Consider the following 22542-nt stretch of genomic DNA (forward strand, 5'->3'; position numbering starts at 1 on the left):
GCAGTTCCCGCGAAAAGCGATTGATTAAACAGCATCCAACGCAAGTCGCAATGTAATGTTAATGTTTTCCTCCGTTTTGGCCACGATCGTATGAGGGCTGGTCAATCCGAAGTCACCAAACGTTACGATGGACGTACCTTCCAACTGTAGCTTGCCTTGGGAATAAATCGCGTCTGCATCAATTTTCACGTCTTTGGCGATCCCTTTGACAGTCAAGACGCCATTGATGGTGAACGAAGCCTTTTGTCCTTCTGTCCACGTCGTTGGCCAGTTCTCAAAAGATTTCGCTTCAAAGGTAGCGGCGGGGTGTACGGCTGTATCAAAGTAATCAGGGGATTTGATATGGGTGTCGCGCTTTTCATTACCGGAGTTCAGCTGATTCAGATCAGCGGAAGCTGTTGCTTTCATTTGAGCGGGTGCAGAGAGGTTCACATCCCAGCTGCCGGTAATGCCGTTCATTTCAAAGTTTACTGTTTCTTTCGACGTAGTTACGGAGAAATAGACTTTGGATTGGTCATTGATCTTCCATTTTTTATTCAGTTGATCTGCTGTCAGAGCCGTTGATGAAGCGGTAGATGAGGCTGTGGTTACCGCAGCTGCAGGCTGGATTTCCACATGGTTTCCCGCAAAATAGTCATAGAGCATGTAGCCTCCGATACCGACCACGAGCGTGGCAACTGAGGCAGTCAGAATGACGGAATTCTTTTTCATTTTTGTAAAACCTCCATTTTTTGAAGTGTTTAGACTTGCGTCGTATGTATGTGCCTTCGCAGAGATCATTATGAGAGAGGAAGCTGAGTGGGGCTTGAAAGCTGGCTGAAAGTTTGTTGAATGTGCAATGGAAAGAGAATTATCAACGTTTTCTATGTTTCATTTACATTTTTTGGTTTATTTTTATGCAAGAAGCTTTCAGCTCGTACTCAGGGCATATTCAGCAAACTTTCAGCTATATTTGGCCTGATTAGGTAAAATAGAGGTGAGGTGAAAGAAATGAGCCTAAACAAAGGCATTAAAATATTGCTTGTCGATGATGAACCGACCATTCTGCAATTTTTGGAGATGGGTCTTGAAAATGAAGGCTTCCAAGTATTGACGGCACAAGATGGGATGACCGCCGTGACCATGGTGAAGGAGCATCAGCCCCATGTCGTTATTCTCGATGTGATGATGCCAGGTATGGATGGCTTCGAGGTATGCCGGATGCTGAAAAAGATACAGAATGTAGCAACGATCATGCTCACAGCCAGAGAAGACGTGGAAGATCGAGTAAAAGGGCTGACGCTCGGTGCGGATGATTACATGATCAAGCCATTTAGCTTTGAGGAGCTGCTTGCCCGTATTCATGCGCGCATTCGCAATCATTACCCGCATTTGCTCTCCAAAGTACATCTCGGCCCATTCCAGATCGATGACAGGCGAAAGGAAATTAGCTACGAGGAAACACTTCTGGAGCTATCGCCAACGGAATACTCTTTGCTGAAATATTTGGTGACGAATCATGGCTTGGTGCTGAGCAAACCAATGATTCTGGATAACGTGTGGGGCTATGATTTCGGTGGGGAGGAGAACATTGTCGAGGTGTATATCCGCTCCCTGCGTGACAAACTGAACGATCGTCAGCATCGGATCATTCGCACTCTGCGAGGTGCAGGCTATCGGGTAGATTTTATATGACGACGAATCGAAATAATCAATGGGCCTCTTTTCTAGAACCGAACTCTTTACGATATCAGCTGTTGTCTCGTTCGTTATTTATCTTATCCGGGTTGCTGCTCTTGATCGGCATTATTCAATACTTTTTGATGGAGCAGTTCTTGTATCGAAGTAAAGCAGAAAGCTTGTTAAATCTGGCTGTCACTGTTCCTTATCAGGTCTTGGAGGACACGGTAACGCTCCCGAAAAACGATCAGTATGTCAGCGCATTGCTTTCCTTGCGCACACCCGATATCAAGTATGCCTTTATTGACAACGACGCCAGCGTGACGGAGTTGTTTGCGAATCCGAGCGAAGGGTATTCCCCGCGCTTTCCTGAGAGTCTATACCGCGAGATCCTGGCTAGTGGAGTATGCTCTTTCAAATACAAAATATTAGAAGGTAGCAGTGGGAAAGATTATTTGGTCGTGTTGGCACCAGTCAAATCACCGGAACATCTGGAAGGCATCGTGCAGCTAAGCACACCTGTCGGTTCAATGAGGGAAGTGCTGTTTCCGCAGTTGATCATTTTTTTCTCTGCATCGGCACTCGCTCTTCTCATCGGATTGTTAACCTATGTGCCTGTGCTTCGCCGAACGTTGAACCCACTCTCACGTATCGAAGTGACGGTTGAGCGAATCAATGCGGGCAATTTGGATGAGCGACTGCCGATGGATCAAGGCCAGATGGAGATTGATCAACTATCGGCAGTCTTTAACGGAATGCTGGAGCGGTTGGAAACCTCCTTTAAAATCGAGCAAGAAGCTGGGGAGCGGATGCGACGCTTTGTGGCGGATGCCTCGCACGAATTGCGAACACCCCTGACATCCATCCATGGTTTTTTGGAGGTGCTGCTGCGCGGTGCGGCGGCAAATCCCGAACATTTGCAGAAAGCATTGAAAAGCATGCACGGCGAGACAGAGCGGCTGAACAAACTGGTCAACGATTTGTTGTACCTGGCCCGCATGGATCGGGAACCGGCCTTCCTTTTGCAAGAAGGGCAGTTGGATGCTGTCGTGCACAGTATGGAATCACAGCTCATGGTCCTGGCGGGTGACCGAAAAGTTAACTTTCGGGTAGAATCGAATGTTACGGCTACTTTCGACTGTGACGGAATGAAACAAGTCATTCTCAATCTGTTTCAAAATGCGGTGCAGCATACTGACCCTGTGAACGGTGAGATCGAGCTTACATTGAACACTCTTGCCAATGGGATTGAACTGACGATCAGAGACAATGGGGCAGGAATCGCACCGGAGCATGTCCCGCATGTATTCGACCGTTTCTACCGGCTTGAATCCTCACGCGCACGCAAAAGCGGAGGTGCTGGTCTGGGGCTGTCGATCACCCAATCTATCGTGGAAAATCATCGGGGAAAAATTGACGTACAAAGTAGCTTGGGAACAGGGACCGTCTTTCGCGTCTGGTTGCCTAAGAGTTTGAAAGAGGTCCAGAAGACAGAAGTTGTTGGTTGACAATGAGAGAAAACCTCATTTATAATCTGAGACATTCAATAAAACAACCAACACAGCCGTGATAAGGAAAGTAAAAAAGGGATTTTGACGTCCAGAGAGTTGCCTGTTAGCTGAGAGGGCAGCCGCGAACTCTTTTTGAAAGCCACCTTGGAGCTCTGCTTTTGAAAATGCCAAGTAGAAAGCAGCGGATAGCCCACGTTATGGGGCGCATGTCTTTATGGACAGCACAAGTTTGCCTTTTGTGAGAGAGGCAAAAAAGCTGAGTGGTACCGCGATACCTTCGCCTCAGCAATCGGATTCATGGAAATCATGAGTCTGGTTGCTGGGGCTTTTTGCTTTATGAGGTTGTGTGTTTAAAAAATAAAGAGAAAACTGGAGTGGTGGGGCATGGATCGCTTGAAGCAAAGAGAGCTGTTGCACCTGTTGGAAGAAGACAGTCGCATGAGCTCTGAGCAAATCGGAAAAATGATCGGGGAGCCGACAGAGGTCGTTGAGCAGACGATTGCAACATTGGAAGCCGAGAAGGTCATTGTCAAATATCCAGCGCTGGTGAACTGGGAGCGTGTGGACGATCATCCGTACGTGAACGCCATGATTGATGTAAAAGTGACGCCGAAGCGCGACGTCGGCTTTGATGAAGTGGCGGAGCGAATCTGCCGTTTCCCAGAAGTGAAGGCTGTTTACTTGATGTCTGGTGCAAGCTATGACTTGTCGATTATTTTGGAGGGCAAAACGATGAAAGAGGTAGCCACTTTTGTTTCGCAAAAGCTGTCCACTCTCGATTCGGTTGTCTCAACAGCTACACACTTTATTTTGAAACGTTACAAGCACGATGGCATTGAGCTGGAAGATCGTGACGAAGATCACAGGATGGTGGTTACGCCGTGAGTACACAAGTCAAAGTCAAAAACCGTTTATCCAATACAGTTCAATCGTTGAAGCCATCAGGCATTCGCCGCTTTTTCGATTTGGCAGCATCGATGGAGGGTGTCATTTCCTTAGGGGTAGGGGAGCCTGATTTCGTCACTCCTTGGCGTATGAGAGAAGCTTCGATTTCTTCGCTGGAGCGTGGACATACAGCTTATACATCCAATGCTGGTATGCTGCCATTGCGCGTGGAAATACAGAAATACTTGGAAGAACGATTTTCTGTCAGCTATCATCCAGAGACAGAAATTCTCGTGACAGTCGGTGCCAGCGAAGCGATTGATATCGCGCTGCGTGCGATTCTCGATCCGGGTGATGAAGTGTTGGTCGTGGAACCTTGCTATGTTTCCTATGAACCTGTTATTCGTTTGGCTGGCGGGGTACCGGTTTTCCTGAAAACGACGATGGAGAACCAGTTCAAGCTGACACCGCAGGAGTTGGAGACGCACATCACCTCGCGTACAAAAGCAATCATTTTCTGCTATCCAAATAACCCGACCGGGGGGACAATGACGGCTGAAGAGTGGAAAACACTTTTGCCGATCATTGAAAAGCACGACCTCATGGTGATCTCCGATGAGATTTATGCGGAGCTTACCTATGGACGGATGCATGATAGTATCGCGGCTCTGCCAGGGATGAAAGATCGAACGATCCTGATCTCCGGTTTTTCCAAAGCGTTCGCGATGACCGGCTGGCGTCTGGGATATGTCTGCGCGTCACCTGATTTGCTCGCAGGCATGCTGAAAATCCACCAGTACACCATGCTGTGTGCACCGACGATGGCTCAGATGGCTGCGTTGGAAGCCTTGCGTCATGGACGTTCTGATATGGAACGGATGATCGAGAGCTACCGTCAGCGCCGCAATTATGTGGTAGATGGTTTCCGTCAAATCGGATTGACTTGTCATGAGCCTGATGGAGCATTCTACGCATTCCCATCTGTTGCGTCTACAGGTCTCAGCTCTTCAGAGTTTGCGGAGAAGCTACTCATGGAGGAAAAGGTAGCTGTCGTACCTGGAGACGTGTTTGGTGAAAGCGGTCAGGGGCATATCCGTTGTTCTTATGCAACATCGATGGAGCAGTTGAAAAAGGCGTTGGATCGTATGGAGAGCTTGATGGGACGACTGTCATAACATTTTCCGGGAAATAAAGGGGGGCGGCTTTCAAGCTGCTCCCTTTTTTGACGAGTGGCTGTAGTGGGAAGAAGCGCATTTCCAGTCTGCACTTCGGCCTACGCCCCGCAATGGTACAAAAAGCTTCTCTCCACACCAAAAGAACAGTGCCTGCTGCATGGTGATCTTCATCATGAAAATATTTTGCGCGCAGAAAGAAAGCCGTGGTTAGCAATTGATCCAAAGGGGCTAATCGGGGAGAGGGAATACGAGGTGATTCCGTTTTTGCTGAACCATTTGCCAGAGGATCGGGTAAAAGAAGTAATGAAGCAACGGGTCGATGGACTGACGAAGGCACTGTCTTTGCAAAAAGAGAGAGTGTTGGCGTGGGCATATTGCCATAGTGTACTATCGGCTTGGTGGTTCATAGAGGATTTTGGTGTAGACGGTGGCCGTTTGATGATGCCGGAGGTTTTTGAGAGGCTAATAAATGAGTAAAAGGCTTCACCCTTAAGGATGAAGCCTTCTTTATTTTAAATGAATAAATGAGATCCTTCGTTGTGCGAAATATTAATAGCCGGTCGACTGATTCAATGTGGTAGCAGTGAGATTGTACTGATAAACGGACTCGATTGCTTTTGTTTCGGAGTCAAACAGGTTTGCTTCGTCTTCCATCAGTTCTTTCAGCGATGCTTTTCCTAATCTATATTGATCGATGGTTGCCTGATAGCGCTCCAATGCGGTTTCTTTCTTTGCTGTACTTTCCTCTAATGCCTTTTTCGTTGCCAGCACCTTCGCATAGTTGTCACTTACTTCTTGTCCGACTTTCTTTTGTGTTTTTTGTTTTTGCAGCTCCGCTTTTTTGTGCTCATTTTTGGCGACCGTGCCTTTAAGTGTGCTGAGTGCGGAATACTCTGCCGTGTAGTCAATTCTTACTTGGGCAAAATCTATTTCTGCTTGTGCTTTGATCATCTCGGGACGTTTTTCATAAGCTTTTGCCTGCAATTGCTCCAAGGAAAGCAGCTCGTGCTGGGTCAGATCAGTGGCGATCACTTTCCATTGTCTGTCTGCTTTTTCATTCAATAAATCGTTGAGCTTGGCCAATGCTTGTTTGTAGCTGGCTTCAAGGGCAGAAAGATTTTTATGAGCTTCTGTTTCTTGCGAGTCCAACCAGTACTGTCTTTGCAAGCTTTTCTTTTGCGCTTTGATTTTGGCTTCTAATGATTGAACTTCGAAGAAAGCTTTTTGCACTTGCAATTGAAGGGTGTTTTTTTGCGTATTCAGGGCGACTTCATCGACGACCACTTCTTTGATCGCTTTAGCTGAGTCTTCGAATTTCTTTTTTGCGTCAGCCAGCGTCATGATGTCGGCTTTTTTGATTTCTGCTTTTTCTCTCAGAGTGCTGGATGTCTCGTACTTTGTAATATCTAAGTCAAGCCGAAGCAGTTCTAGATCAAGGCTGTTCTTTAGTGCCTGTTCAACTGCAAAATCTAGCGACAAAGGGGAAACATCCGTCTGTTCAGCAGTGGCCACGAGTGGAGCAGCCAGAGCCAAATGGGCGCCACCTGTGAGTAGAGAAGTGACTAGTGTTGTGCTGTAAATGTGTTTGAAGAGCCTGGATTTCATGGGGCAACCTCCTGATCGTATATAAAAGAATTTGATAACGATTCTCATTATCAAATCCATGAAAAGTATATATTTCCAATAGGATTTCGTCAATAAAAAAATGTTTTTTCACCATGTTCTTGGTCAGAAATCCAAAAAGAATCCCCTTTAGGAAAAAAGCAAAATGAGCATCTGCCTGTTTCCCTAAAGGGGATTTTTAGTCGTAATGGGAAAAGAACTATTCTTTGTCCCTGTTTTCTTTGTTTTCCGCAGCCGCCTTGGCAGTTTGGTCCAATGTCCCTTCCTTTTCTGTAATGGAATAACCATGCATATTGCTGCCGTTATAACCCATGTCCGGTTTTTCCTTTGATATGCGATCAGTCATTTGCTTCCCCCTTATTTTGTCCAGTACGTTTAGGTTCTTGTTGCACATACGGATTGTCGACGTCATTTGGTTCCGTGTCCAGATTGGTACGGATTGCGAGTATTGGGCTAGTTGGAGGTTGAGCGATCAGTCTGTCATTCAGTTGTTTAAAATCAGGCAGGTCGTTTTCGCGATTGTCATACATGTTCGTCTCCTCCTTTACGAGTTAGTATGTCCAGAGTCAGCATGGATTCACATAGTCGTTCGGCGTCCCATGCGGTTTTTGCGGAAGCTCTACGTAGCTGACACTGCCAGTTGCAGGGTCAACCTTTCGTGTTTTAGCAACGCCAGCTATACTATCGGCTCTTTTGGGGCAGTTTTTAAACATAAAAAGGACTCCCGTTCAGCTAACGGAAGTCCGTAATTTTTTCTTCGATTATTTCGTGTCTTCATCCATGCTGAAGTCTACTTGTTCTAGAGGGACGAGCTTGGTCTTTTGAGTGATTTTATAAGCGAGCCAAATGATTAAGAAGAGTGGCAGGCCAATGTAAGATACCAGGACGCCATACCAGTCGATCATTCCACCCATGAATGCGGAGTAGTTTTGCCCCAAAATAACGATACAGCAAATGATGAAGGCAAAAATTGGGCCAAACGGGAACCACTTTGCCCGATAAGGCAATTCGCTTAAATCACGGCCCTGAGCGATAAACGCCTTGCGGAAACGGTAGTGACTGATGGCAATTCCCAGCCAAGCGATGAAGCCAGACATACCGGACGCATTCAAAAGCCATACGTACACTTCGCCTTCCCCGAACAGAGAGGACAGAAAAGCAAGAGCACCGATGAGCGCAGTCAAGATCAAGGCATTGATCGGTACGCCGTTACTTGTTACTTTTGCGAACCATTTTGGAGCTTTACCTTCTTTCGCCAAGTTCCACAGCATGCGTGTAGAGGCGTACATTCCAGAGTTACCAGCAGACAATACAGACGTGAGAATAACCGCATTCATGACGGATGCTGCAAAAGCAAATCCGGCATTTTCAAATACAATCGTAAACGGACTGATTGCAATATCCGTAATGTCGCCACTGATCAGATTTGGATTATCGTATGGAACCAACAATCCGATGATCATAATCGCGAGGATGTAGAAGAGCAGGATGCGCCAAAAAATTTGACGGATGGCCTTCGGAATGTTGCGTGCAGGGTCTTCGCTCTCCCCAGCTGCGACACCAACCAGCTCTGTCCCTTGGAAAGAGAATCCGGCAATCATGAAGACGCCGAGCAGGGCCATGAAGCCGCCATTGAATGGTGCGTCGCCTTTGGTGAAGTTTTGGAGACCAACTGCTTGGCCGCCCATAATACCAAAAATCATCAACACACCCACAATAATAAAGACGATAACGGTTATGACTTTGATCAAAGCAAACCAATATTCAGATTCTCCATAGGCTTTCACAGACAGGAGATTCAAGGCAAACAGCAATCCGAGGAATAAAGCGCTCCACAATATCGCTGGGGTATCCGGGAACCAATATTTCATAATGAGTGCGGAAGCTGACAGCTCGACGGCAATGGTAATGGCCCAGTTGTACCAGTAGTTCCAGCCGAGAGCAAAGCCGAGAGATGGATCGACGAACCGTGTGGCATACGTCGAAAACGAACCGGACACAGGCATGAAGGCCGCCATTTCCCCCAAGCTCGTCATTAAAAAGTAAACCATGATACTAATAGCGACATACGCGGCTAATGCTCCACCAGGTCCGGCGGAATGGATCGAGCCACCGCTCGCGAGAAACAATCCCGTCCCAATCGAGCCGCCGATGGCGATCATCGTCAGGTGTCGGGCTTTTAAACCACGTTGCAATTGATTTTGTGACATAAGATGCTTGCACGACCTTTCTTGATTTTTGAGAAGGAAGGTCGGAAACGAAAAAACCGCCATAGCCAAAAAATGGCATAGGGCGGTATCATCCAATCCCCACCAAGCCTTCACTGAAGATAGCTCACCACGCTTGCTTGGCATGCAAACGTGACAGTTCTGTCCCTTTCGAGTACAGCCCCAACCCAATCGCACAGAGACGCGATATGAGCTTCGGCGGATTTTCCTTACCTGGAGTCATTGATTTTCTCTGAATCTCGTACAGGATGATATAAAAGCCGCGACCTCTATCCTCACCGTGAAAGATGAGGATAACATGTATGCAATTATGTGATTTATCAACTATAAAGGATTGTTTGTGATTAATCAATGTGAAATTTTGTTATTCAAAAGAGCGTCTGGCAGGCCATGAGCCTTGCAGCTTGCGAATTTGGACGATTTGTCCCGTGTGAAACGCATCATGGAGGACCAGACTCATCACGGTTTGGTAAATGGGCGTATAGGTAGCTGTCTGGTCTAACTCCTCATCTGTCAGCAAGGAAAGCTTTTCATGAATGTGGCGATGAACGGTTTCCATTCGCAAGAGGGTAGCTTGCCAAGCGTTTTCATCATCTGGACCACCGGACGGGATGAAGGTATCATCATTGGTCTTTGCGGATCCAGGAAATTCCGTACCCAATAGACGATGCAACAGGCGTTCTTTGTAATAAAGAAGATGGCTGACATTTTCCCAGATCGTGTTGGCTGCTTCTCCCACAGGGCGCCAGCTAGCCTCGGTTGCCGATACTCCGGAAAGCGTTTCTTTTAAGGGTGGATACCAATCTTCCTTGTCATACGTACATTCCCATCCGTGCAAAAGCAAATCCTTCCGATTCATACGCTTCCTCCTCGTCTGTGAAACAGATTGCTGAAACGCTATAATAGCAGTAAGATGTGAATCTGTAACCAGTTAATTAAATTACGGTAGTTACACATAAAGATTACCATATCCTGTATGGTGATACAAGAGAGAAAAATGAAGGGTTAGTCAGGAGAGATGATGACATGGACTGGCTTTGTATCGATTTTTTAAATAGTGATTGGCGTGATTGGCGTGGTTCTGGTCGTGGGGAAAATCGTTTGGAGAACCAGGAATGGCTGGCATCCTTTTTGCAAACATACAATTTAACCGCTCCGCTGCCAATGAATGAGGAGTGTGCCGCGTCTCTTTTGCAACTGCGCGAACGTTTGAGACGTATGCTGGAAGCCGTTGTCCGTGGAGACCGATTCCAAGAGGAGGACCTTGTGGAATTGAACAGAGTCTTGGGTCTCGCCTCTTTTCAAGTGCAGGTGTTGTATGTAGAAGAGGAGGGAGGCTACAGGCAAAAGCAATCCAGCTCAACAGAGGGCTGGCCACTCGTCATGGCTCAAATTGCGGCTTCTTTCGCGGAGTTGCTTGCCCCGCAGCATCTGGAGCGCATCAAAATATGTGACAACGAGGATTGCCGCTGGGTGTTTTATGATGAAAGCCGCAACCGGGTGCGCCGCTGGTGTGATGACAAAATGTGCGGGAACCTGATGAAAGTGCGACGTTTTCGCGAGCGGCAGAAGGAAAAAAGGTGATACGCTTTCCTTGCAGTGGCAGGGCACGCCTTTGTTCGTCAACACCATGGAATTGTCGAGATTCACAATTCATGCACATGCATAGAGCGTTTGAGACATAATAAGTAGCATCATACATCGGAACGGAAACGAGGTGGGTAGGATGAGTCAAGCACGAAAAAAATGGATGCAGGCACTCGTATTGGTGATACTTGGAGCTATTTGTCTGGCTATATGGTATTTACAGCCATATCAGCCCGATCAGGCAGCGTTAACTGCCATGCAAGGCGGTGAAGGGATAACGGTCATGGATACAAATGACTGGATTATTTTCCAAGGCGGGGAGTCACGCGAACCGGGACTCATCTTATATCCGGGAGCACTGGTCAAACCGGAGAGCTATGCACCGATTGCCCGTGCCCTTGCCGGCTACGGTTACCATGTTTTTCTCGCACGAATGCCGTTGAATTTGGCCGTAGGTGATATGCAGCGAGCAACACAAGTATTAAAGGCGTACCCGAATAAAACGTTTGTCATCGGAGGACATTCGCTTGGTGGTACCATGGCAGCACAATTCGCAGCAAACCACCCGGATCGAATCAAGGGTGTGTTTTTATTGGGAGCGTACCCGAACAGCCAGGGGAATTTGAAGACCGCGAATTTGCCTGTGCTGTCTTTGCTCGGGTCTCGAGACGGTGTGATCGATATGAAAGAGTTTGAGGAGAGCAAGCAATATTTGCCAGAGCGTACTGTGTACATGTCCATAGAAGGGGGGAACCACTCCCAGTTCGGAAGCTATGGATCGCAGGAGGGCGACCAGCCCGCTGCCATTACCCCGCAGGAGCAGTGGCAGCAAACGGTGGCAGCGATCAAGGATTGGCTGCTTCATGAGGTTACGATGATGAACGTGGAATAATACCGGATACAACACCTGTAATGCGAATGTTTTCCGAGGGGAGCAGCATGGGAGTGTCTTGCTCGCGTGTGGTTGTAAACAGACATTCCAATGGATTGACGTCTGCTGCGATGCGCACAAGGAACTGCCCCTCCTGTCGGATCAATACAGGTCTGTCTTTTACAGGCTCCATCGAAAAGTCTGAGATCAAAAGGGCGTCCCCGGGAAAAATACCGAGACCACTCAGGCCGTCATCTCGCATGATGAGAGCAAAGCGGGCCACGTGATAGCTAGCTACCTGCAAGGAGGGTAATAGCGACAACTCCTCGTCTTGGTCCAAGGCGAGATCAAAAAAATGAGTCGTGTATGCATCTCCGGCGATAAAGACTCGTTTCATTCGGTATCGCCTCCTACATAATAGAGTCGTAATTCACCCATAGACGGGAAAGCCTTTGGCATACATACGGCTTAGTATGCGCTCAAAACGGGCACGAGCAAGAGGCATCGGCACCTGAAAGCGCTGAGCCAACATAGCCGGGGCGTTGTATCGAGAACAATCGGCAAGCAGGGTGCTCATCATGTAAATGGGAAGCAACAAATGCTCGGCAAAATGATTCGCCTGCGATTCTTGCCAGTCAATCATCCATTCGCTGCTCTGGGGCTGAATGCCTTCATGAAGAAGCAAATGTCCGAGTTCATGTGCGATTTTAACACGCTGCGCAGCCAGATCGAGTCGCTCGTCCACCGCAATGACATAACGTCCCGGCAAAAAGGGATGCGCGTGTGCACGACTCCGGCCGCAAATACGATGGATCTCGATACCGTACGTCTCGCAGAGCAGATGCAGATCGATTTGTTCAGGTTGGTCGATGCCGTGATGCTGGAGCAACAAGTACACGCGACTCTCGAGCCATGTTTGCGGTTCGCAGATTTCTTGCAAAAGGGAGTGAAGCATCAATGACCTCCTAAAAGAACGGCAAGGAACGTACGTTCTATTTTTCGTTGAAAAGAAAACCCCGCACTGGGGTTATTTTTTTTTGATGTCTTCCGTGATGTCAAACAAAGACGGAGGTCTTTCCTCGCGTACTTTACGGACTTTCCACTGCTTCTTCAAGTCGTACCAGTAGCGGCGAATTTCTTTTTTCTCCTCTTCTGAAGCATCCAGATACCCGTCTAGGAAATAGTAGTCGTCCGGGTCATCGATCTTTTCCTGCAAGAGCTCGTCCAGCGAACGTTTATTAGTCTCTCCTGTTTCTGGGAGAATATAGGCCGTGACTTCATCTGTGCGGCCCAACAACCAATCGGTCGTGACGTCCAGCACATCAGCCAATTGCCGCAGCATGTCGTTCGGTGGTGTGCTGTGGTTGTTCTCGTAGTTACTGATCGTCCCCTTGGTCGTGCAGACATGCTCTGCCAACTCTTCCTGGGTCAGACCTTTTGTCTTACGAGCAGTGCGTAAGCGCTGAGATAGCATGAGCGTGCCAGTCCTTCCTGTGAGGATGTACAAAATTATTGTACTAAATGGGAGGGGAAAAGAAAAGTATGGATTTAATTTTTGTTTTCAACGAATTATGTACAAGCACTTTGTACAAAATACAGATAAGAACGAATTGGGAACGCTCGTTCTGTACAGTGACAAAAGGGGAGATCAACATGGAAGATCAAGTAACAACCGTATTACTTCAGCAAGGGCCATTTGCTGCTTTGTTTGTCTGGTTGTTGTTTTATATTATGAAAGCAAATCGCGAACGCGAGGGGCGTTTACAAGACTTGTTGGACAAATATAGCGACAAATACGATCTGATCCTCGAGGAATTGCGCGAGATCAAAGGAAAAGTGAAGAGATAACGATGACGGCTACTGACACTCCAGAGACCTTTCTCGACATCAAACCTTCTGATGAGCGTGACGAATACGAATACATTACTTATGTTGCCCGATTCCTTGAAGAGCTTATTCAGCAAAGGGAACAAATCGATGCAGTCTGTACCAGACCTTGATCGGCTCTTAGCCCTTCAAGGTCCTTCTTTACTTGCTGTGTCCTTTTCCCCATTCACACTTCTACCGTCTTACTAATACTTAGCAGTTTTGATACTTACTCGGGACACGTGGATGAACTGTATGTGGCTCCGGCATACCAAGCCTTTTGGGAGAAAACCGGGTTTGAGAAAGAGTTTTTCGTCATGTCAGAAGAAGAAGGTCACAACGAGAAGCATTTTTCAAACGTTGTCAGAAAAGCATGCAACCCGAAGTCAATGATAGGTAAGCCATACTATTGACGAGAAAGAGGGAGAAAAGCATGTTACCGTACATCGGAAGTGGTCCGTACTGCTACGCAAATTCTTCAGCTATGCTTTTGGAGACGATTGGGGAGAAGGTATCGCCTGCTGTACTTGAAGTGCTTTCTGGCGTAGGCATCGGAGCGATGTGGCATGAGGAGCAGAAAGTCATTTATTTTGGACAGGTGATTCCTGATCGTGGTGTGAGTCATGCGCTGGAACTGCTTGGATTTCGTTGGACGGAAAGATCAGGAGCTGCTGAGGGCGAGCCACCTTTGGAGGAATTACGGCGTGATTTGGAACGTGGCCCCGTTTTACTAGGACCGCTTGATATGGGCTATTTGACGTATAATCCAAATGCTGCTTACTTGGGTGGCGCTGACCATTTTGTTCTCGCGTACGAGATGGATGAGCAAGCGATCTATCTGCATGATCCGGCAGGATTTCCTTTTGTGAGCTTGCCATTGTCCCAGTTTGTCTTGGCGTGGAAAGCCGAAAAAATCTTCGATCGCCTCTTTTCCTATCACTATTGGACAGCACCAGAGCGTGTTGGTAGTCCATCTGAAGAAAAACTTGCCGCAAATGCGCTTCGGTTATTCCAGGGGATTTATCAGGAAAGTGCATCGATGGAACCAAAAGCTTCGGTCCTACACGGAAAGGAAGCGATTTTACGGGTAGTGAAACGGATAGAAGGAGAAGGTGGGCTCTCCCCAGCTGAAATTGGTCATTTCTCCTATTTTGCGTTTCAGTTAGGGGCGAGGAGAGCCATGGATTTCGCTGTGTTTTTCTCGAAGCATTCGCCAGAGCTGGCGGCGATCAAAGAGAAGCAGGCGAAGCAATTCGGAGGTTGTCACACACTGATCGTGGAAAAGAATGAGCAAGAGCTAGCGAAAGCCATGCGCGTGTTGGCGGACATCGAAGAAGAGTTTCGCCAGGTGCTTTGCGCCAAATAATATCGTTCCCCCAAGTGAGTAAGTAACGCTCATTGGGGGCTTTTTTTAAATTTAAATATTCTTACTTTTTTATGATCCATGACAACTTCATCCCGAATGTGTTACCTTGTTATTCATTAGTCCATGTAAAAGAGACATAGTCCATTCCACGTGGACATTATTTATCAACACGTAACGGGGGTTCAAGTCATGAAACAGCTAGGTTTACTACCCAAAATTCTGATCGCCATTGTCCTTGGGATCGGGATTGGCTCCATTTCGCCGATTTGGGTTGTGAAAGGATTGGCTACATTTAGTGGCCTGTTTGGAAATTTTCTCGGATTTGCGATTCCGTTGATTATCATTGGATTTATCGCGCCAGGCATCGGTGAGCTGGGCAAAGGGGCAGGCCGTTTGCTTGGGGTAACCACAGGGGTTGCTTATTTGTCTACAATCATTGCTGGAGCGCTTGCTTATTTGGTCAGTACGAGTATTTTTCCACATATTCTTGAGGTAGGCGGATTGGTCAATCAGTATGCCAACCCGGAGGAAGCACTGGTGAAGCCGTTCTTTACCGTGGACATGCCGCCGATTGTTGGTGTGATGACAGCCTTGCTGCTCGCCTTTACACTTGGTCTCGGAGCGACTGTTATCAAAGGGAACGCATTGCAAAATGTGATGGTAGACTTAAGAGATATCGTAGAGAAGCTGATCGCTTCCGTCATTATCCCGTTGCTTCCATTACATATCCTGTCGGTGTTTTCCAACCTGACCTATGGCGGACAAGTCACCATGATTTTGTCCGTATTCGTTAAAGTTTTCGTCATGATTATTGCCTTGCATCTCTTCTATTTGTTTGCGCAGTACTTGGTAGCGGGCCAGATGGGACGCAAAAACCCATTCACGCTGATGAAAAATATGCTTCCGGCTTACTTCACCGCGATTGGAACACAATCATCTGCGGCCACTATTCCTGTGACACTGAACCAGACTAAGAAAAACGGTGTGAGCGAAAAGATCGCTGATTTCGTCGTTCCACTCTGTGCGACGATCCATCTATCCGGGAGTACAATTACACTTGTCAGCTGTTCCATGGCAGTCATGATGCTCAATGGCATGACAACATCATTTGACGTGATGTTTCCATTCATTTTGATGCTTGGTGTAACGATGATCGCCGCACCAGGTGTCCCGGGCGGAGCAGTCATGGCGGCACTCGGATTGATGGAGTCCATGCTCGGGTTTGACACCACGTTGACTTCGTTGATGATTGCTCTGTATATCGCGCAGGATAGCTTTGGTACTGCTTGTAACGTAACGGGTGATGGTGCGATTGCGGTGATCACGGATCGATTGAGTGAAGAGAAGGCAGCTTAAACATGCTGTTATTGGGAACAAGGACCTGTCCAATTGTGGATGGGTCTATTTTTTGTGGAATTAAAATTTCATAAAAAAACAAATTTTTACTAAAAGCGACAATTTATTTCAAAAAATATTATATTTTGACAATCAATAAAATAAATGGTATATTTTTCTTAGCCCAAAATTTAGGAGGTAATTTTCGTGAAAAAAGTCCTGCTAGCATTGACTCTAGTATTCGCTGTATCTTCCTCTGCATTTGCTGCAAGTTCTGAATCAGAGCCTAACAATACTTTTGGTACGGCCGATTCCTTTACAATAAACTCAAGCATTTCAGGAACCACTGATTTCGATGACCGTGATTATTTTGTTTTTCAAGCAAACAAGACTGGGAAAGTTCGCGTTACACTTACACATACGAATGACAAAGGGTCGCCAGCATTCCAAGTATATGAAGCTGACCAAACAAAGATTGGAACATCTGACTACAGTACCCCTATGGAGATCAATGTAGTAGCCGGTAAGAAATACTATGTACAAGTATTGGGGATAATTGGTTCCCCTTCCTATACTGTGTCCGCTGAAAATCTGTAATCAAGGATTGTCTATGTAGTATATAAACACGGTTGCAGAACAGCTACGGCACGGATTACGACATATGCGACGTATGATTACGGATCGATAAGAGAAAACAACATGATAATCTGCAAACGTATTTGAAGGAACCTGTCCAATTTATGGATGGGTTTTTTCGCTCTTGGTCAAGTGCCACCCGTTCAGTTCTCCTTAGTGATGCGGGATGTGGACATGGTAATGAGTATTGCTCATGTAGGTGGTGTTGATCCGAAGCGAGCTTGAAGACCATTTAGATGCGCCGTGTAAACATTTAGTAATCGGTACGCCTGTTGTAGGTGAATAGATAGGGGGAGGTTGTCCAAATTTCCGTTTCCAACAAGTGAGAATTATATTATCATTGGATATAATTCCATCATTCTACTTTTTGCGAAAAGGGGAATACATAACGCAATGTTTAACGAACGGAAAGCGTTACAAATGACATTGCAGGCCATGCTAGAGCAGCGTATGGCACTGCGTCGACAGTATGTCGATCAGGACAAGCAGTTGGGAGCTGACATCAAGCAGCTTTTGAGCCGCATTCGCGAGTTGGATAACGAAGCCGGGATCGGAGACGATGAAAGCCCAGAGGATGAAGCTATGTCAACTGAGGAATTTTCCGATGATCTGATGAGGCGGATAAAGGTGAGAAAGGCGCACATTCGTCATGATTATTTGGAGGTTGCGAAGCACATCGAAAACCTGTTACAGGAAGCGATGTCTCCGATGTCATTGGCTGATCTCTGTTCCGTGTTGAAAGCACGTCACCAGGTAGAGTTTGCGAGTCCCTACATTGGTGTACAGAAGTCATTAAAGTATTTACCCCAAGTAAAAGTAGAAAAAGACGGGCGGAAACTGATTTTTTCACTCTAGCGCAAGCAGGGTGGGTCAGGCAGTTTCGCGGGAGGCAAGACCAAAAGGCGATGTGTCTATGCACAATCGCCTTTTGGTGTCTATCGAATTACTTGATTATTGTAGGAATGACTTGAGCATCCAAATGTGTTTTTCCAGGCTGCTGCGGATTCCCAGCAGCATATCGGCTGTCGCTTCATCGTCAGCTTGGTCTGCCGTTTCCATAGCCAGCTTCAGTTCATCTACGAGAATGGAGAAGTCTCTCGCGATCGTTTCTACCATTTGCTGAGCTGTTTCGCTTCCTTCTGCTTCGGTGATGCTTGCTGTGTTCAGACATGCAGCCAAAGTCGCTACAGGCTTTCCACCGATAGAGAGGACACGTTCAGCGAGGGTATCGAGATTCGCTGCTGCTTCGTTGTACAATTCCTCAAATTTTGCGTGGAGCGTAAAGAAGTGAGGTCCTTTTACATTCCAGTGAAAATTGTGTAGTTTCGTATAGAGGACTGTCCAGTTCGCCACTTGTTTATTTAGAACGCTGTAGAGTGTGTTTTCCATCGAGAATCTCTCCTTATTTATAATTATTATTTGTTTAAACTTATTATAAACTAATAAGGATTATTGTCAACACCCAGGAGGAAATTTATGCAGCAACTGCGTATCGGTGCGGTTATTTTAGCTGGCGGAAAAAGCAGCAGAATGGGTTCGCCCAAGCAAAAATTACCGTGGAGGGACGGAACCTTCTTAACAGAGCTGGTAAAGGAAGTACAGGCGGTTGGCTTGTCTTGTTTCATTGTATCGAACGATTTTTCAGACACTCAAGTGACACAAAAGGAACAAATTGATGAACAGCCCGTCACAATTACACCTGATCTGGTACCATCCTGCGGCCCTGTTAGTGGACTGGTTACTGCCTTTCGCGTAAGTTCCGAGGAGGCTTTACTGGTGTTGTCCTGTGACCTTCCTTTTATGGATCGGGTGCAAATAGCCAAACTTATTGAATTTGCGAAGGAGAGGGACGAGTGGGATGTGATCGTCACCCAATCAGAGGGACGCACGCATCCGCTATGCGCAGTGTATCATCGGAGAACGCAGGCGAATTGGGAGCAGGCGCTGTTGCATGGTCAGCGAAAACTGATGCGGACATTAGATGAGCTGCGGGTAGTGCCGTTGCCTGATGAATGGTTGGACCCTTGGGCTGTATTTAATGTCAACACGCCCGAAGAGTACGAACAGGCAAAAATTGAAGAAGAACGCAGAAAGACAGGACATGCTTGAGGTGTGTCCTGTTTTTTGTTTGGAAAAAAGGGCTGTTCATAGGGGGCTATCATACAAGCATTTTTCTGGACAAACCGTATGAATAGTAGTGATGGCTAACGAAAGGAGGGAAGCGCAATGACAAGAAAGTACAAAAAGCAGGGCAAATGCTACGGTCACCACTGTTGTTGCAAAAAAACCGACAAATACTACGCCCACCACTGTTGCGGCAAAAAACACGACAAGTATTACGACCACCACTGCTGTTGCAAAAAACCCGACAAGTATTACGACCACCACTGCTGCTGCAAGAAATACGACGATTACTACGAGCCACAGTGCTGCTGCAAAAAACACAGTCAATACGATGAGCCGCATTGTTGCTGCAAAAAACATGAACATTGCCGAGATCACTGCTGTTGCTGCAAACACCATGATTGCAAATGCTATGAAAAACATGATTACCACTGTTGCAAGAAGCATGAGAAAGAAGATGAAGACGAAGAAGATGACGACGACGAAGACAAAGACAAAGATGAAGAAGATGATGACGACGAAGATGACGACGACCACTGCAAGCATCATAAAAAGAAACATTGCTGCTGCAAATAATAAATTCCCACGTACCAAAAACAAAAGCCCGAGAGGCTAACTCGGGCATTGATAATACCAGATGAAAAACAATGAAAAGCGGGAGGGCTCTAAGCTCGTCCCGCTTTTCATTGATTCCTCATTTAAGGTAGGAGGATTCTCTCGGCTTGTGTATACACGTTCATCTTGTCATTGCGGATAAAACCAACTGCGGTCAGCTTAAGCTCGTCTGCCAATTGCAGGGCGAGATCAGTTGGAGCGGACTTGGACAAAATGATGCCGGCACCGATTTTGGCAGCCTTGAGCAGCACCTCAGACGAGATGCGTCCACTGAACACAAGAATTTTGTCCGTGGTGGAAATGTTATCTCGCAAGCATTTCCCATAGATCTTGTCGAGAGCATTGTGACGCCCGATGTCGGAGAATTGAAGCAAAACTTCATCCGGTGTACAGAGAGCTGCATTGTGGACGCCACCTGTTTGGCGATGGATATCAGACGATGCTTGCAATTCCTTCATCAGGCGCATGCATTGAGCGGGGGTGACAGTTGCTGTGCTTTCAACAGGCTTTGCTGTGCGTGCATCGCTAAAAAAGTAAAAGGACTGTCTGCTTTTTCCGCAGCAGGAAGTAATTCTACGTTTGGAGTAAAAGCTCTGAGACAAAATCGTTTCTTTATGCAAATCAACGTAAGCAAATCCTTGGGCCTCATTAATCGTAAGCTGTTTGATTTCCGAGTAGCTCTTGATGACGCCCTCGGCTGCGAGAAAACCGATGACCATTTCTTCCAGGTCGGCCGGAGTACATACGATTGTAGCGAATTCCTCATCATTGAGGAAAATGGTGAGGGGGTACTCGGTAACGATTTCGTCGTCTTCCCAGCCATGTTGGTCAGCCGAAATTTTCAACACGGGCAATCGGGTGGTGATGGTTAGTTCAGACATACGGGCCTCCTTTTTTGTCGAAAATATGAAGTTTTTATGGCTATTTTGTGAGGAAAATATTGTCGAGTGAACGCTTACATGGTAGTATACTATGTGAGATGGAAAGTGTCATAAAATTTTCGTCTTTCCATGTATGCATAGCGTAAGGACAGATTGACACGGAGCAGCGATCCTGCCACCGATTATTTTGTAGCCTTGCAGCGAATTACATAGTGAACACAATGCTTGTTGATGCTGATGTAGCGTTCCTGCTGATGATTAACTGCTGTGTTTCATCGTAGCCCTCGTTTCCATTTGTGGAGACCTGGGTGAGTCGGTGAAATCAGCAGTTTTTCTTTTTTTCGAGAAGGCTGCTGATGGATCCACAGTATGCGAAAGACCATTGCGAAGGAGATGAATGATTTGGAACAAAAAGTGAAAAACCGCTGGCTCATTGCGTTGGCTGCGGTAGGCATCCACATCTCGATTGGATCGGTATACGCATGGAGTGTATTCACCAAGCCAATTACCGAGCAGTTTGGTTGGGACTTGCCAGACGTTCAATTTACGTTTAGTATTGCGATCTTGTTCTTGGGGCTGTCTGCTGCCTTTCTCGGTCATTACGTAGAAAAGCATGGCCCGCGCAAAGCTGGCATTTTAGCATCGATCTTTTTTGGAGTAGGAACTGTTGGGGCTGGCTTGGCGATTCAATTGAGCAGCTTGCCTCTGTTGTACTTGTGTTATGGCGTGCTGGGCGGTATCGGTCTTGGTGTAGGCTATATCACGCCAGTATCGACCTTGGTCAAATGGTTTCCGGATCGCCGTGGTTTAGCAACGGGTCTTGCCATTATGGGCTTCGGTTTTGCCTCGATGATTGCCAGTCCGATTATGAACACTTTGATTGCAAATGTAGGAATCGCGAACACCTTTTATATTTTGGGCATTATTTATTTCGTTGTGATGCTGGCTTCGGCTCAATATTTGGCTCCACCACCAAAAGGCTGGGTACCTGCTGGATTTTCTAATTCGGGAACAGCTGGCAGCAAGCAAATCAAAAAAGATTTGTGCCAATTGACTGCCAACGAAGCGATCAAGACACGTCGTTTTTACTGGCTGTGGCTGATGTTGTTTATCAACGTGACATGTGGAATCGCCGTTATTTCGGTAGCTTCGCCGATGGCGCAAGAAATGGTGGGCATGTCTGTCGGAACAGCAGCTCTCATGGTAGGTCTAAACGGTTTGTTCAACGGAGGTGGACGTATCGGATGGGCGTCTTTGTCTGATTTCATTGGACGACCAAATACGTACACAGCTTTCTTCGCCATCCAAATGGTATTGTTCTTCTTACTGCCGAATCTATCCAATCCAATTCTGTTCATGGCGGCGATGTTCCTCATTATGACCTGTTACGGTGGTGGCTTTGCGTCCATTCCGGCGTACATTGGTGACTTGTTTGGAACGAAGCAATTGGGCGCGATTCACGGCTATATTCTGACGGCATGGGCTGCTGCTGGCTTGGCAGGTCCGATCTTTGCAGCATGGGTTCGCAAGACGACGGAAAGCTATACAGGAACGATGAGTGTTTTCGCAGGAATGTTCGTGGTAGCTCTGGTGATCTCGCTATTAGTCCGTCTGGATATCAAAAAACTGAAGGAAGAAGCCAAACAAAGAGAAAAGTCTGTTGAATTGGCTAGTTAATCAATGGTAAAGTTTAAGTAGAGAATGAATTGAAGTAAAGGTGATTTTCCTCGATGAATAAGTTCGAAGCAGAATTCAGTAATTTGGTCAGGGCTTTCCGAAAGCGCCATATGGGGAAGGGACCTAGCAAGATCAGCACCACGTTCTGCAAGAACTGGGCGATCTGTGAAATGGAAGGGAACCTCTCTCCGGTGGAAAAGTTCATCGCCACTTCGGAAGACGGAAAGCAGACATTACGAGCTGCCCGAACCGAAATGGTCAAAGAGATCTATCGGAAACACCAGCCAGTTGACATGGAAGCGTTTCTTGGAGCAAAACTCGTTGATCTTTTCGTCGATATTGACATTGAACGGGATTTTGGAATGTCGATCTTTGTTTTTGATCAAGACATCGAAAAAAGAATGAAAAACGAACCGTAAGTCTAAACGAAGCAGCGTTCCTGTTCACCGGCTTAGACGTAACGGATTTCGCGAAAGCAAACACGAAGTTGAGACTAGGTAGCG

At 46.8% G+C, this 22542-nt stretch carries 28 protein-coding genes, 1 riboswitch and 1 other annotated feature; of the genes, 15 read left to right on the plus strand and 13 right to left on the minus strand.

Annotated features, from left to right (window positions below; translation table 11 throughout):
* Positions 1-24 precede the first annotated feature (24 nt).
* Positions 25-711, minus strand: coding sequence for a YceI family protein (locus C7R93_RS25135; protein WP_106841349.1), 687 nt, complete (start codon positions 709-711; stop codon positions 25-27).
* Positions 712-990: 279 nt separating this feature from the next.
* On the opposite strand from C7R93_RS25135, the gene C7R93_RS25140 reads away from it, so the two are divergent.
* The 5 genes from C7R93_RS25140 (at position 991) to C7R93_RS25160 (ending at position 5707) form a co-directional block, all read left to right on the plus strand.
* Positions 991-1674, plus strand: coding sequence for a response regulator transcription factor (locus C7R93_RS25140; RefSeq protein ID WP_106841350.1), 684 nt, complete (start codon positions 991-993; stop codon positions 1672-1674).
* A complete protein-coding gene (locus C7R93_RS25145; RefSeq protein ID WP_106841351.1) occupies positions 1671-3167 on the plus strand; it encodes a sensor histidine kinase in 1497 nt (498 codons plus the stop codon). Before C7R93_RS25140 ends, C7R93_RS25145 begins: the two co-directional genes overlap by 4 nt.
* Positions 3168-3216: 49 nt before the next feature.
* Positions 3217-3458 (plus strand) — a binding site (T-box leader).
* Positions 3459-3554: 96 nt separating this feature from the next.
* Complete coding sequence (locus C7R93_RS25150) at positions 3555-4055, plus strand: Lrp/AsnC family transcriptional regulator (protein ID WP_106841352.1); 501 nt, start codon at positions 3555-3557, stop codon at positions 4053-4055.
* Complete coding sequence (locus C7R93_RS25155; protein ID WP_106841353.1) at positions 4052-5230, plus strand: aminotransferase; 1179 nt, start codon at positions 4052-4054, stop codon at positions 5228-5230. Before C7R93_RS25150 ends, C7R93_RS25155 begins: the two co-directional genes overlap by 4 nt.
* A 63-nt stretch (positions 5231-5293) precedes the next feature.
* Complete coding sequence (locus C7R93_RS25160) at positions 5294-5707, plus strand: aminoglycoside phosphotransferase family protein (protein WP_244191654.1); 414 nt, start codon at positions 5294-5296, stop codon at positions 5705-5707.
* A 72-nt stretch (positions 5708-5779) separates the two neighbouring features.
* Here the strand turns inward: C7R93_RS25160 and C7R93_RS25165 are convergent, their stop codons facing one another.
* The 6 genes from C7R93_RS25165 to C7R93_RS25180 all read right to left on the minus strand — a co-directional run bounded on the left by C7R93_RS25165 (position 5780) and on the right by C7R93_RS25180 (position 9940).
* A complete protein-coding gene (locus tag C7R93_RS25165) occupies positions 5780-6835 on the minus strand; it encodes a TolC family protein (RefSeq protein WP_106841354.1) in 1056 nt (351 codons plus the stop codon).
* Between the two features lie 217 nt (positions 6836-7052).
* Complete coding sequence (locus C7R93_RS30420; protein ID WP_167402503.1) at positions 7053-7199, minus strand: hypothetical protein; 147 nt, start codon at positions 7197-7199, stop codon at positions 7053-7055.
* A complete protein-coding gene (locus tag C7R93_RS25170) occupies positions 7192-7383 on the minus strand; it encodes a hypothetical protein (RefSeq protein ID WP_106841355.1) in 192 nt (63 codons plus the stop codon). The genes C7R93_RS30420 and C7R93_RS25170 overlap by 8 nt, the downstream gene beginning before the upstream one ends.
* A gap of 36 nt (positions 7384-7419) precedes the next feature.
* Complete coding sequence (locus C7R93_RS30100; RefSeq protein ID WP_158264049.1) at positions 7420-7566, minus strand: hypothetical protein; 147 nt, start codon at positions 7564-7566, stop codon at positions 7420-7422.
* Between the two features lie 48 nt (positions 7567-7614).
* Positions 7615-9063 (minus strand): amino acid permease, encoded by a 1449-nt coding sequence (locus C7R93_RS25175; RefSeq protein WP_106841442.1) that lies wholly within the window; start codon positions 9061-9063, stop codon positions 7615-7617.
* A gap of 112 nt (positions 9064-9175) precedes the next feature.
* Positions 9176-9361: riboswitch (Lysine riboswitch) on the minus strand.
* Between the two features lie 84 nt (positions 9362-9445).
* The gene (locus C7R93_RS25180) at positions 9446-9940 is read right to left on the minus strand and encodes a DinB family protein (protein WP_106841356.1); all 495 of its coding nucleotides are present in this window, start codon (positions 9938-9940) and stop codon (positions 9446-9448) included.
* Positions 9941-10107: 167 nt separating this feature from the next.
* Between C7R93_RS25180 and C7R93_RS25185 the strand changes: the two genes are divergently transcribed.
* Both C7R93_RS25185 and C7R93_RS25190 read left to right on the plus strand, forming a co-directional pair.
* Positions 10108-10665 (plus strand): CGNR zinc finger domain-containing protein, encoded by a 558-nt coding sequence (locus C7R93_RS25185; protein ID WP_106841357.1) that lies wholly within the window; start codon positions 10108-10110, stop codon positions 10663-10665.
* A gap of 142 nt (positions 10666-10807) precedes the next feature.
* Positions 10808-11560, plus strand: a complete 753-nt coding sequence (locus C7R93_RS25190; protein WP_106841358.1) for an alpha/beta fold hydrolase — start codon at positions 10808-10810, stop codon at positions 11558-11560.
* Here C7R93_RS25190 and C7R93_RS25195 read toward each other — a convergent pair.
* The 3 genes from C7R93_RS25195 to C7R93_RS25205 form a co-directional block, all read right to left on the minus strand.
* Positions 11538-11936, minus strand: coding sequence for a hypothetical protein (locus tag C7R93_RS25195; protein WP_106841359.1), 399 nt, complete (start codon positions 11934-11936; stop codon positions 11538-11540). The genes C7R93_RS25190 and C7R93_RS25195 overlap by 23 nt on opposite strands.
* Positions 11937-11969: 33 nt before the next feature.
* Positions 11970-12494, minus strand: coding sequence for an ImmA/IrrE family metallo-endopeptidase (locus C7R93_RS25200; RefSeq protein WP_106841360.1), 525 nt, complete (start codon positions 12492-12494; stop codon positions 11970-11972).
* A gap of 72 nt (positions 12495-12566) precedes the next feature.
* Positions 12567-13013, minus strand: coding sequence for a helix-turn-helix domain-containing protein (locus tag C7R93_RS25205; protein WP_106841361.1), 447 nt, complete (start codon positions 13011-13013; stop codon positions 12567-12569).
* Between the two features lie 179 nt (positions 13014-13192).
* On the opposite strand from C7R93_RS25205, the gene C7R93_RS25210 reads away from it, so the two are divergent.
* From C7R93_RS25210 to C7R93_RS25230, 5 genes are all read left to right on the plus strand, one after another.
* A complete protein-coding gene (locus tag C7R93_RS25210; RefSeq protein WP_106841443.1) occupies positions 13193-13387 on the plus strand; it encodes a BhlA/UviB family holin-like peptide in 195 nt (64 codons plus the stop codon).
* 451 nt (positions 13388-13838) lie between these two features.
* A complete protein-coding gene (locus C7R93_RS25215) occupies positions 13839-14771 on the plus strand; it encodes a hypothetical protein (protein WP_106841362.1) in 933 nt (310 codons plus the stop codon).
* A gap of 189 nt (positions 14772-14960) precedes the next feature.
* Positions 14961-16127: a dicarboxylate/amino acid:cation symporter gene (locus C7R93_RS25220; protein WP_106841363.1), complete on the plus strand. Its 1167-nt coding sequence runs from the start codon at positions 14961-14963 to the stop codon at positions 16125-16127.
* A 186-nt stretch (positions 16128-16313) separates the two neighbouring features.
* Positions 16314-16703, plus strand: coding sequence for a hypothetical protein (locus tag C7R93_RS25225; RefSeq protein WP_106841364.1), 390 nt, complete (start codon positions 16314-16316; stop codon positions 16701-16703).
* 432 nt (positions 16704-17135) lie between these two features.
* Positions 17136-17597, plus strand: a complete 462-nt coding sequence (locus C7R93_RS25230) for a hypothetical protein (protein WP_106841365.1) — start codon at positions 17136-17138, stop codon at positions 17595-17597.
* A gap of 96 nt (positions 17598-17693) precedes the next feature.
* Here C7R93_RS25230 and C7R93_RS25235 read toward each other — a convergent pair whose 3' ends face one another.
* Positions 17694-18131, minus strand: coding sequence for a Dps family protein (locus tag C7R93_RS25235; protein ID WP_106841366.1), 438 nt, complete (start codon positions 18129-18131; stop codon positions 17694-17696).
* An 87-nt stretch (positions 18132-18218) separates the two neighbouring features.
* Between C7R93_RS25235 and C7R93_RS25240 the strand changes: the two genes are divergently transcribed.
* Positions 18219-18851: a molybdenum cofactor guanylyltransferase gene (locus C7R93_RS25240; protein ID WP_106841367.1), complete on the plus strand. Its 633-nt coding sequence runs from the start codon at positions 18219-18221 to the stop codon at positions 18849-18851.
* 36 nt (positions 18852-18887) lie between these two features.
* Here the strand turns inward: C7R93_RS25240 and C7R93_RS25245 are convergent, their stop codons facing one another.
* Both C7R93_RS25245 and fdhD read right to left on the minus strand, forming a co-directional pair.
* Positions 18888-19415, minus strand: coding sequence for a hypothetical protein (locus tag C7R93_RS25245; protein ID WP_158264050.1), 528 nt, complete (start codon positions 19413-19415; stop codon positions 18888-18890).
* Between the two features lie 149 nt (positions 19416-19564).
* Positions 19565-20362: a formate dehydrogenase accessory sulfurtransferase FdhD gene (gene fdhD, locus C7R93_RS25250; RefSeq protein WP_106841369.1), complete on the minus strand. Its 798-nt coding sequence runs from the start codon at positions 20360-20362 to the stop codon at positions 19565-19567.
* A 402-nt stretch (positions 20363-20764) separates the two neighbouring features.
* Here fdhD and C7R93_RS25255 point away from each other — a divergent pair, with 402 nt between their 5' ends.
* Positions 20765-22039: an L-lactate MFS transporter gene (locus tag C7R93_RS25255; protein WP_341866950.1), complete on the plus strand. Its 1275-nt coding sequence runs from the start codon at positions 20765-20767 to the stop codon at positions 22037-22039.
* A gap of 53 nt (positions 22040-22092) precedes the next feature.
* The gene (locus C7R93_RS25260) at positions 22093-22458 is read left to right on the plus strand and encodes a Na-translocating system protein MpsC family protein (protein WP_007722503.1); all 366 of its coding nucleotides are present in this window, start codon (positions 22093-22095) and stop codon (positions 22456-22458) included.
* Positions 22459-22542 lie beyond the last annotated feature (84 nt).

Source organism: Brevibacillus fortis (genome assembly GCF_003013395.1).
GTDB lineage: Bacteria > Bacillota > Bacilli > Brevibacillales > Brevibacillaceae > Brevibacillus > Brevibacillus fortis.

Excerpts from the sequence above, each read along its gene's own strand:
- fdhD (WP_106841369.1), bottom strand. The coding sequence starts at position 20,362 with ATGTCTGAACTAACCATCACCACCCGATTGCCCGTGTTGAAAATTTCG.
- C7R93_RS25170 (WP_106841355.1), bottom strand. The coding sequence starts at position 7,383 with ATGTATGACAATCGCGAAAACGACCTGCCTGATTTTAAACAACTGAAT.
- C7R93_RS25140 (WP_106841350.1), top strand. The coding sequence starts at position 991 with ATGAGCCTAAACAAAGGCATTAAAATATTGCTTGTCGATGATGAACCG.
- C7R93_RS25185 (WP_106841357.1), top strand. The coding sequence starts at position 10,108 with ATGGACTGGCTTTGTATCGATTTTTTAAATAGTGATTGGCGTGATTGG.
- C7R93_RS25220 (WP_106841363.1), top strand. The coding sequence starts at position 14,961 with ATGAAACAGCTAGGTTTACTACCCAAAATTCTGATCGCCATTGTCCTT.
- C7R93_RS25195 (WP_106841359.1), bottom strand. The coding sequence starts at position 11,936 with ATGAAACGAGTCTTTATCGCCGGAGATGCATACACGACTCATTTTTTT.
- C7R93_RS25190 (WP_106841358.1), top strand. The coding sequence starts at position 10,808 with ATGAGTCAAGCACGAAAAAAATGGATGCAGGCACTCGTATTGGTGATA.
- C7R93_RS25245 (WP_158264050.1), bottom strand. The coding sequence starts at position 19,415 with ATGATGCTTGCAGTGGTCGTCGTCATCTTCGTCGTCATCATCTTCTTC.
- C7R93_RS25260 (WP_007722503.1), top strand. The coding sequence starts at position 22,093 with ATGAATAAGTTCGAAGCAGAATTCAGTAATTTGGTCAGGGCTTTCCGA.
- C7R93_RS30100 (WP_158264049.1), bottom strand. The coding sequence starts at position 7,566 with ATGTTTAAAAACTGCCCCAAAAGAGCCGATAGTATAGCTGGCGTTGCT.
- C7R93_RS25165 (WP_106841354.1), bottom strand. The coding sequence starts at position 6,835 with ATGAAATCCAGGCTCTTCAAACACATTTACAGCACAACACTAGTCACT.
- C7R93_RS25230 (WP_106841365.1), top strand. The coding sequence starts at position 17,136 with ATGTTTAACGAACGGAAAGCGTTACAAATGACATTGCAGGCCATGCTA.
- C7R93_RS25215 (WP_106841362.1), top strand. The coding sequence starts at position 13,839 with ATGTTACCGTACATCGGAAGTGGTCCGTACTGCTACGCAAATTCTTCA.
- C7R93_RS25145 (WP_106841351.1), top strand. The coding sequence starts at position 1,671 with ATGACGACGAATCGAAATAATCAATGGGCCTCTTTTCTAGAACCGAAC.
- C7R93_RS25135 (WP_106841349.1), bottom strand. The coding sequence starts at position 711 with ATGAAAAAGAATTCCGTCATTCTGACTGCCTCAGTTGCCACGCTCGTG.
- C7R93_RS25150 (WP_106841352.1), top strand. The coding sequence starts at position 3,555 with ATGGATCGCTTGAAGCAAAGAGAGCTGTTGCACCTGTTGGAAGAAGAC.
- C7R93_RS25240 (WP_106841367.1), top strand. The coding sequence starts at position 18,219 with ATGCAGCAACTGCGTATCGGTGCGGTTATTTTAGCTGGCGGAAAAAGC.
- C7R93_RS25205 (WP_106841361.1), bottom strand. The coding sequence starts at position 13,013 with ATGCTATCTCAGCGCTTACGCACTGCTCGTAAGACAAAAGGTCTGACC.
- C7R93_RS25180 (WP_106841356.1), bottom strand. The coding sequence starts at position 9,940 with ATGAATCGGAAGGATTTGCTTTTGCACGGATGGGAATGTACGTATGAC.
- C7R93_RS25235 (WP_106841366.1), bottom strand. The coding sequence starts at position 18,131 with ATGGAAAACACACTCTACAGCGTTCTAAATAAACAAGTGGCGAACTGG.
- C7R93_RS25200 (WP_106841360.1), bottom strand. The coding sequence starts at position 12,494 with ATGCTTCACTCCCTTTTGCAAGAAATCTGCGAACCGCAAACATGGCTC.
- C7R93_RS25210 (WP_106841443.1), top strand. The coding sequence starts at position 13,193 with ATGGAAGATCAAGTAACAACCGTATTACTTCAGCAAGGGCCATTTGCT.
- C7R93_RS30420 (WP_167402503.1), bottom strand. The coding sequence starts at position 7,199 with ATGACTGATCGCATATCAAAGGAAAAACCGGACATGGGTTATAACGGC.
- C7R93_RS25175 (WP_106841442.1), bottom strand. The coding sequence starts at position 9,063 with ATGTCACAAAATCAATTGCAACGTGGTTTAAAAGCCCGACACCTGACG.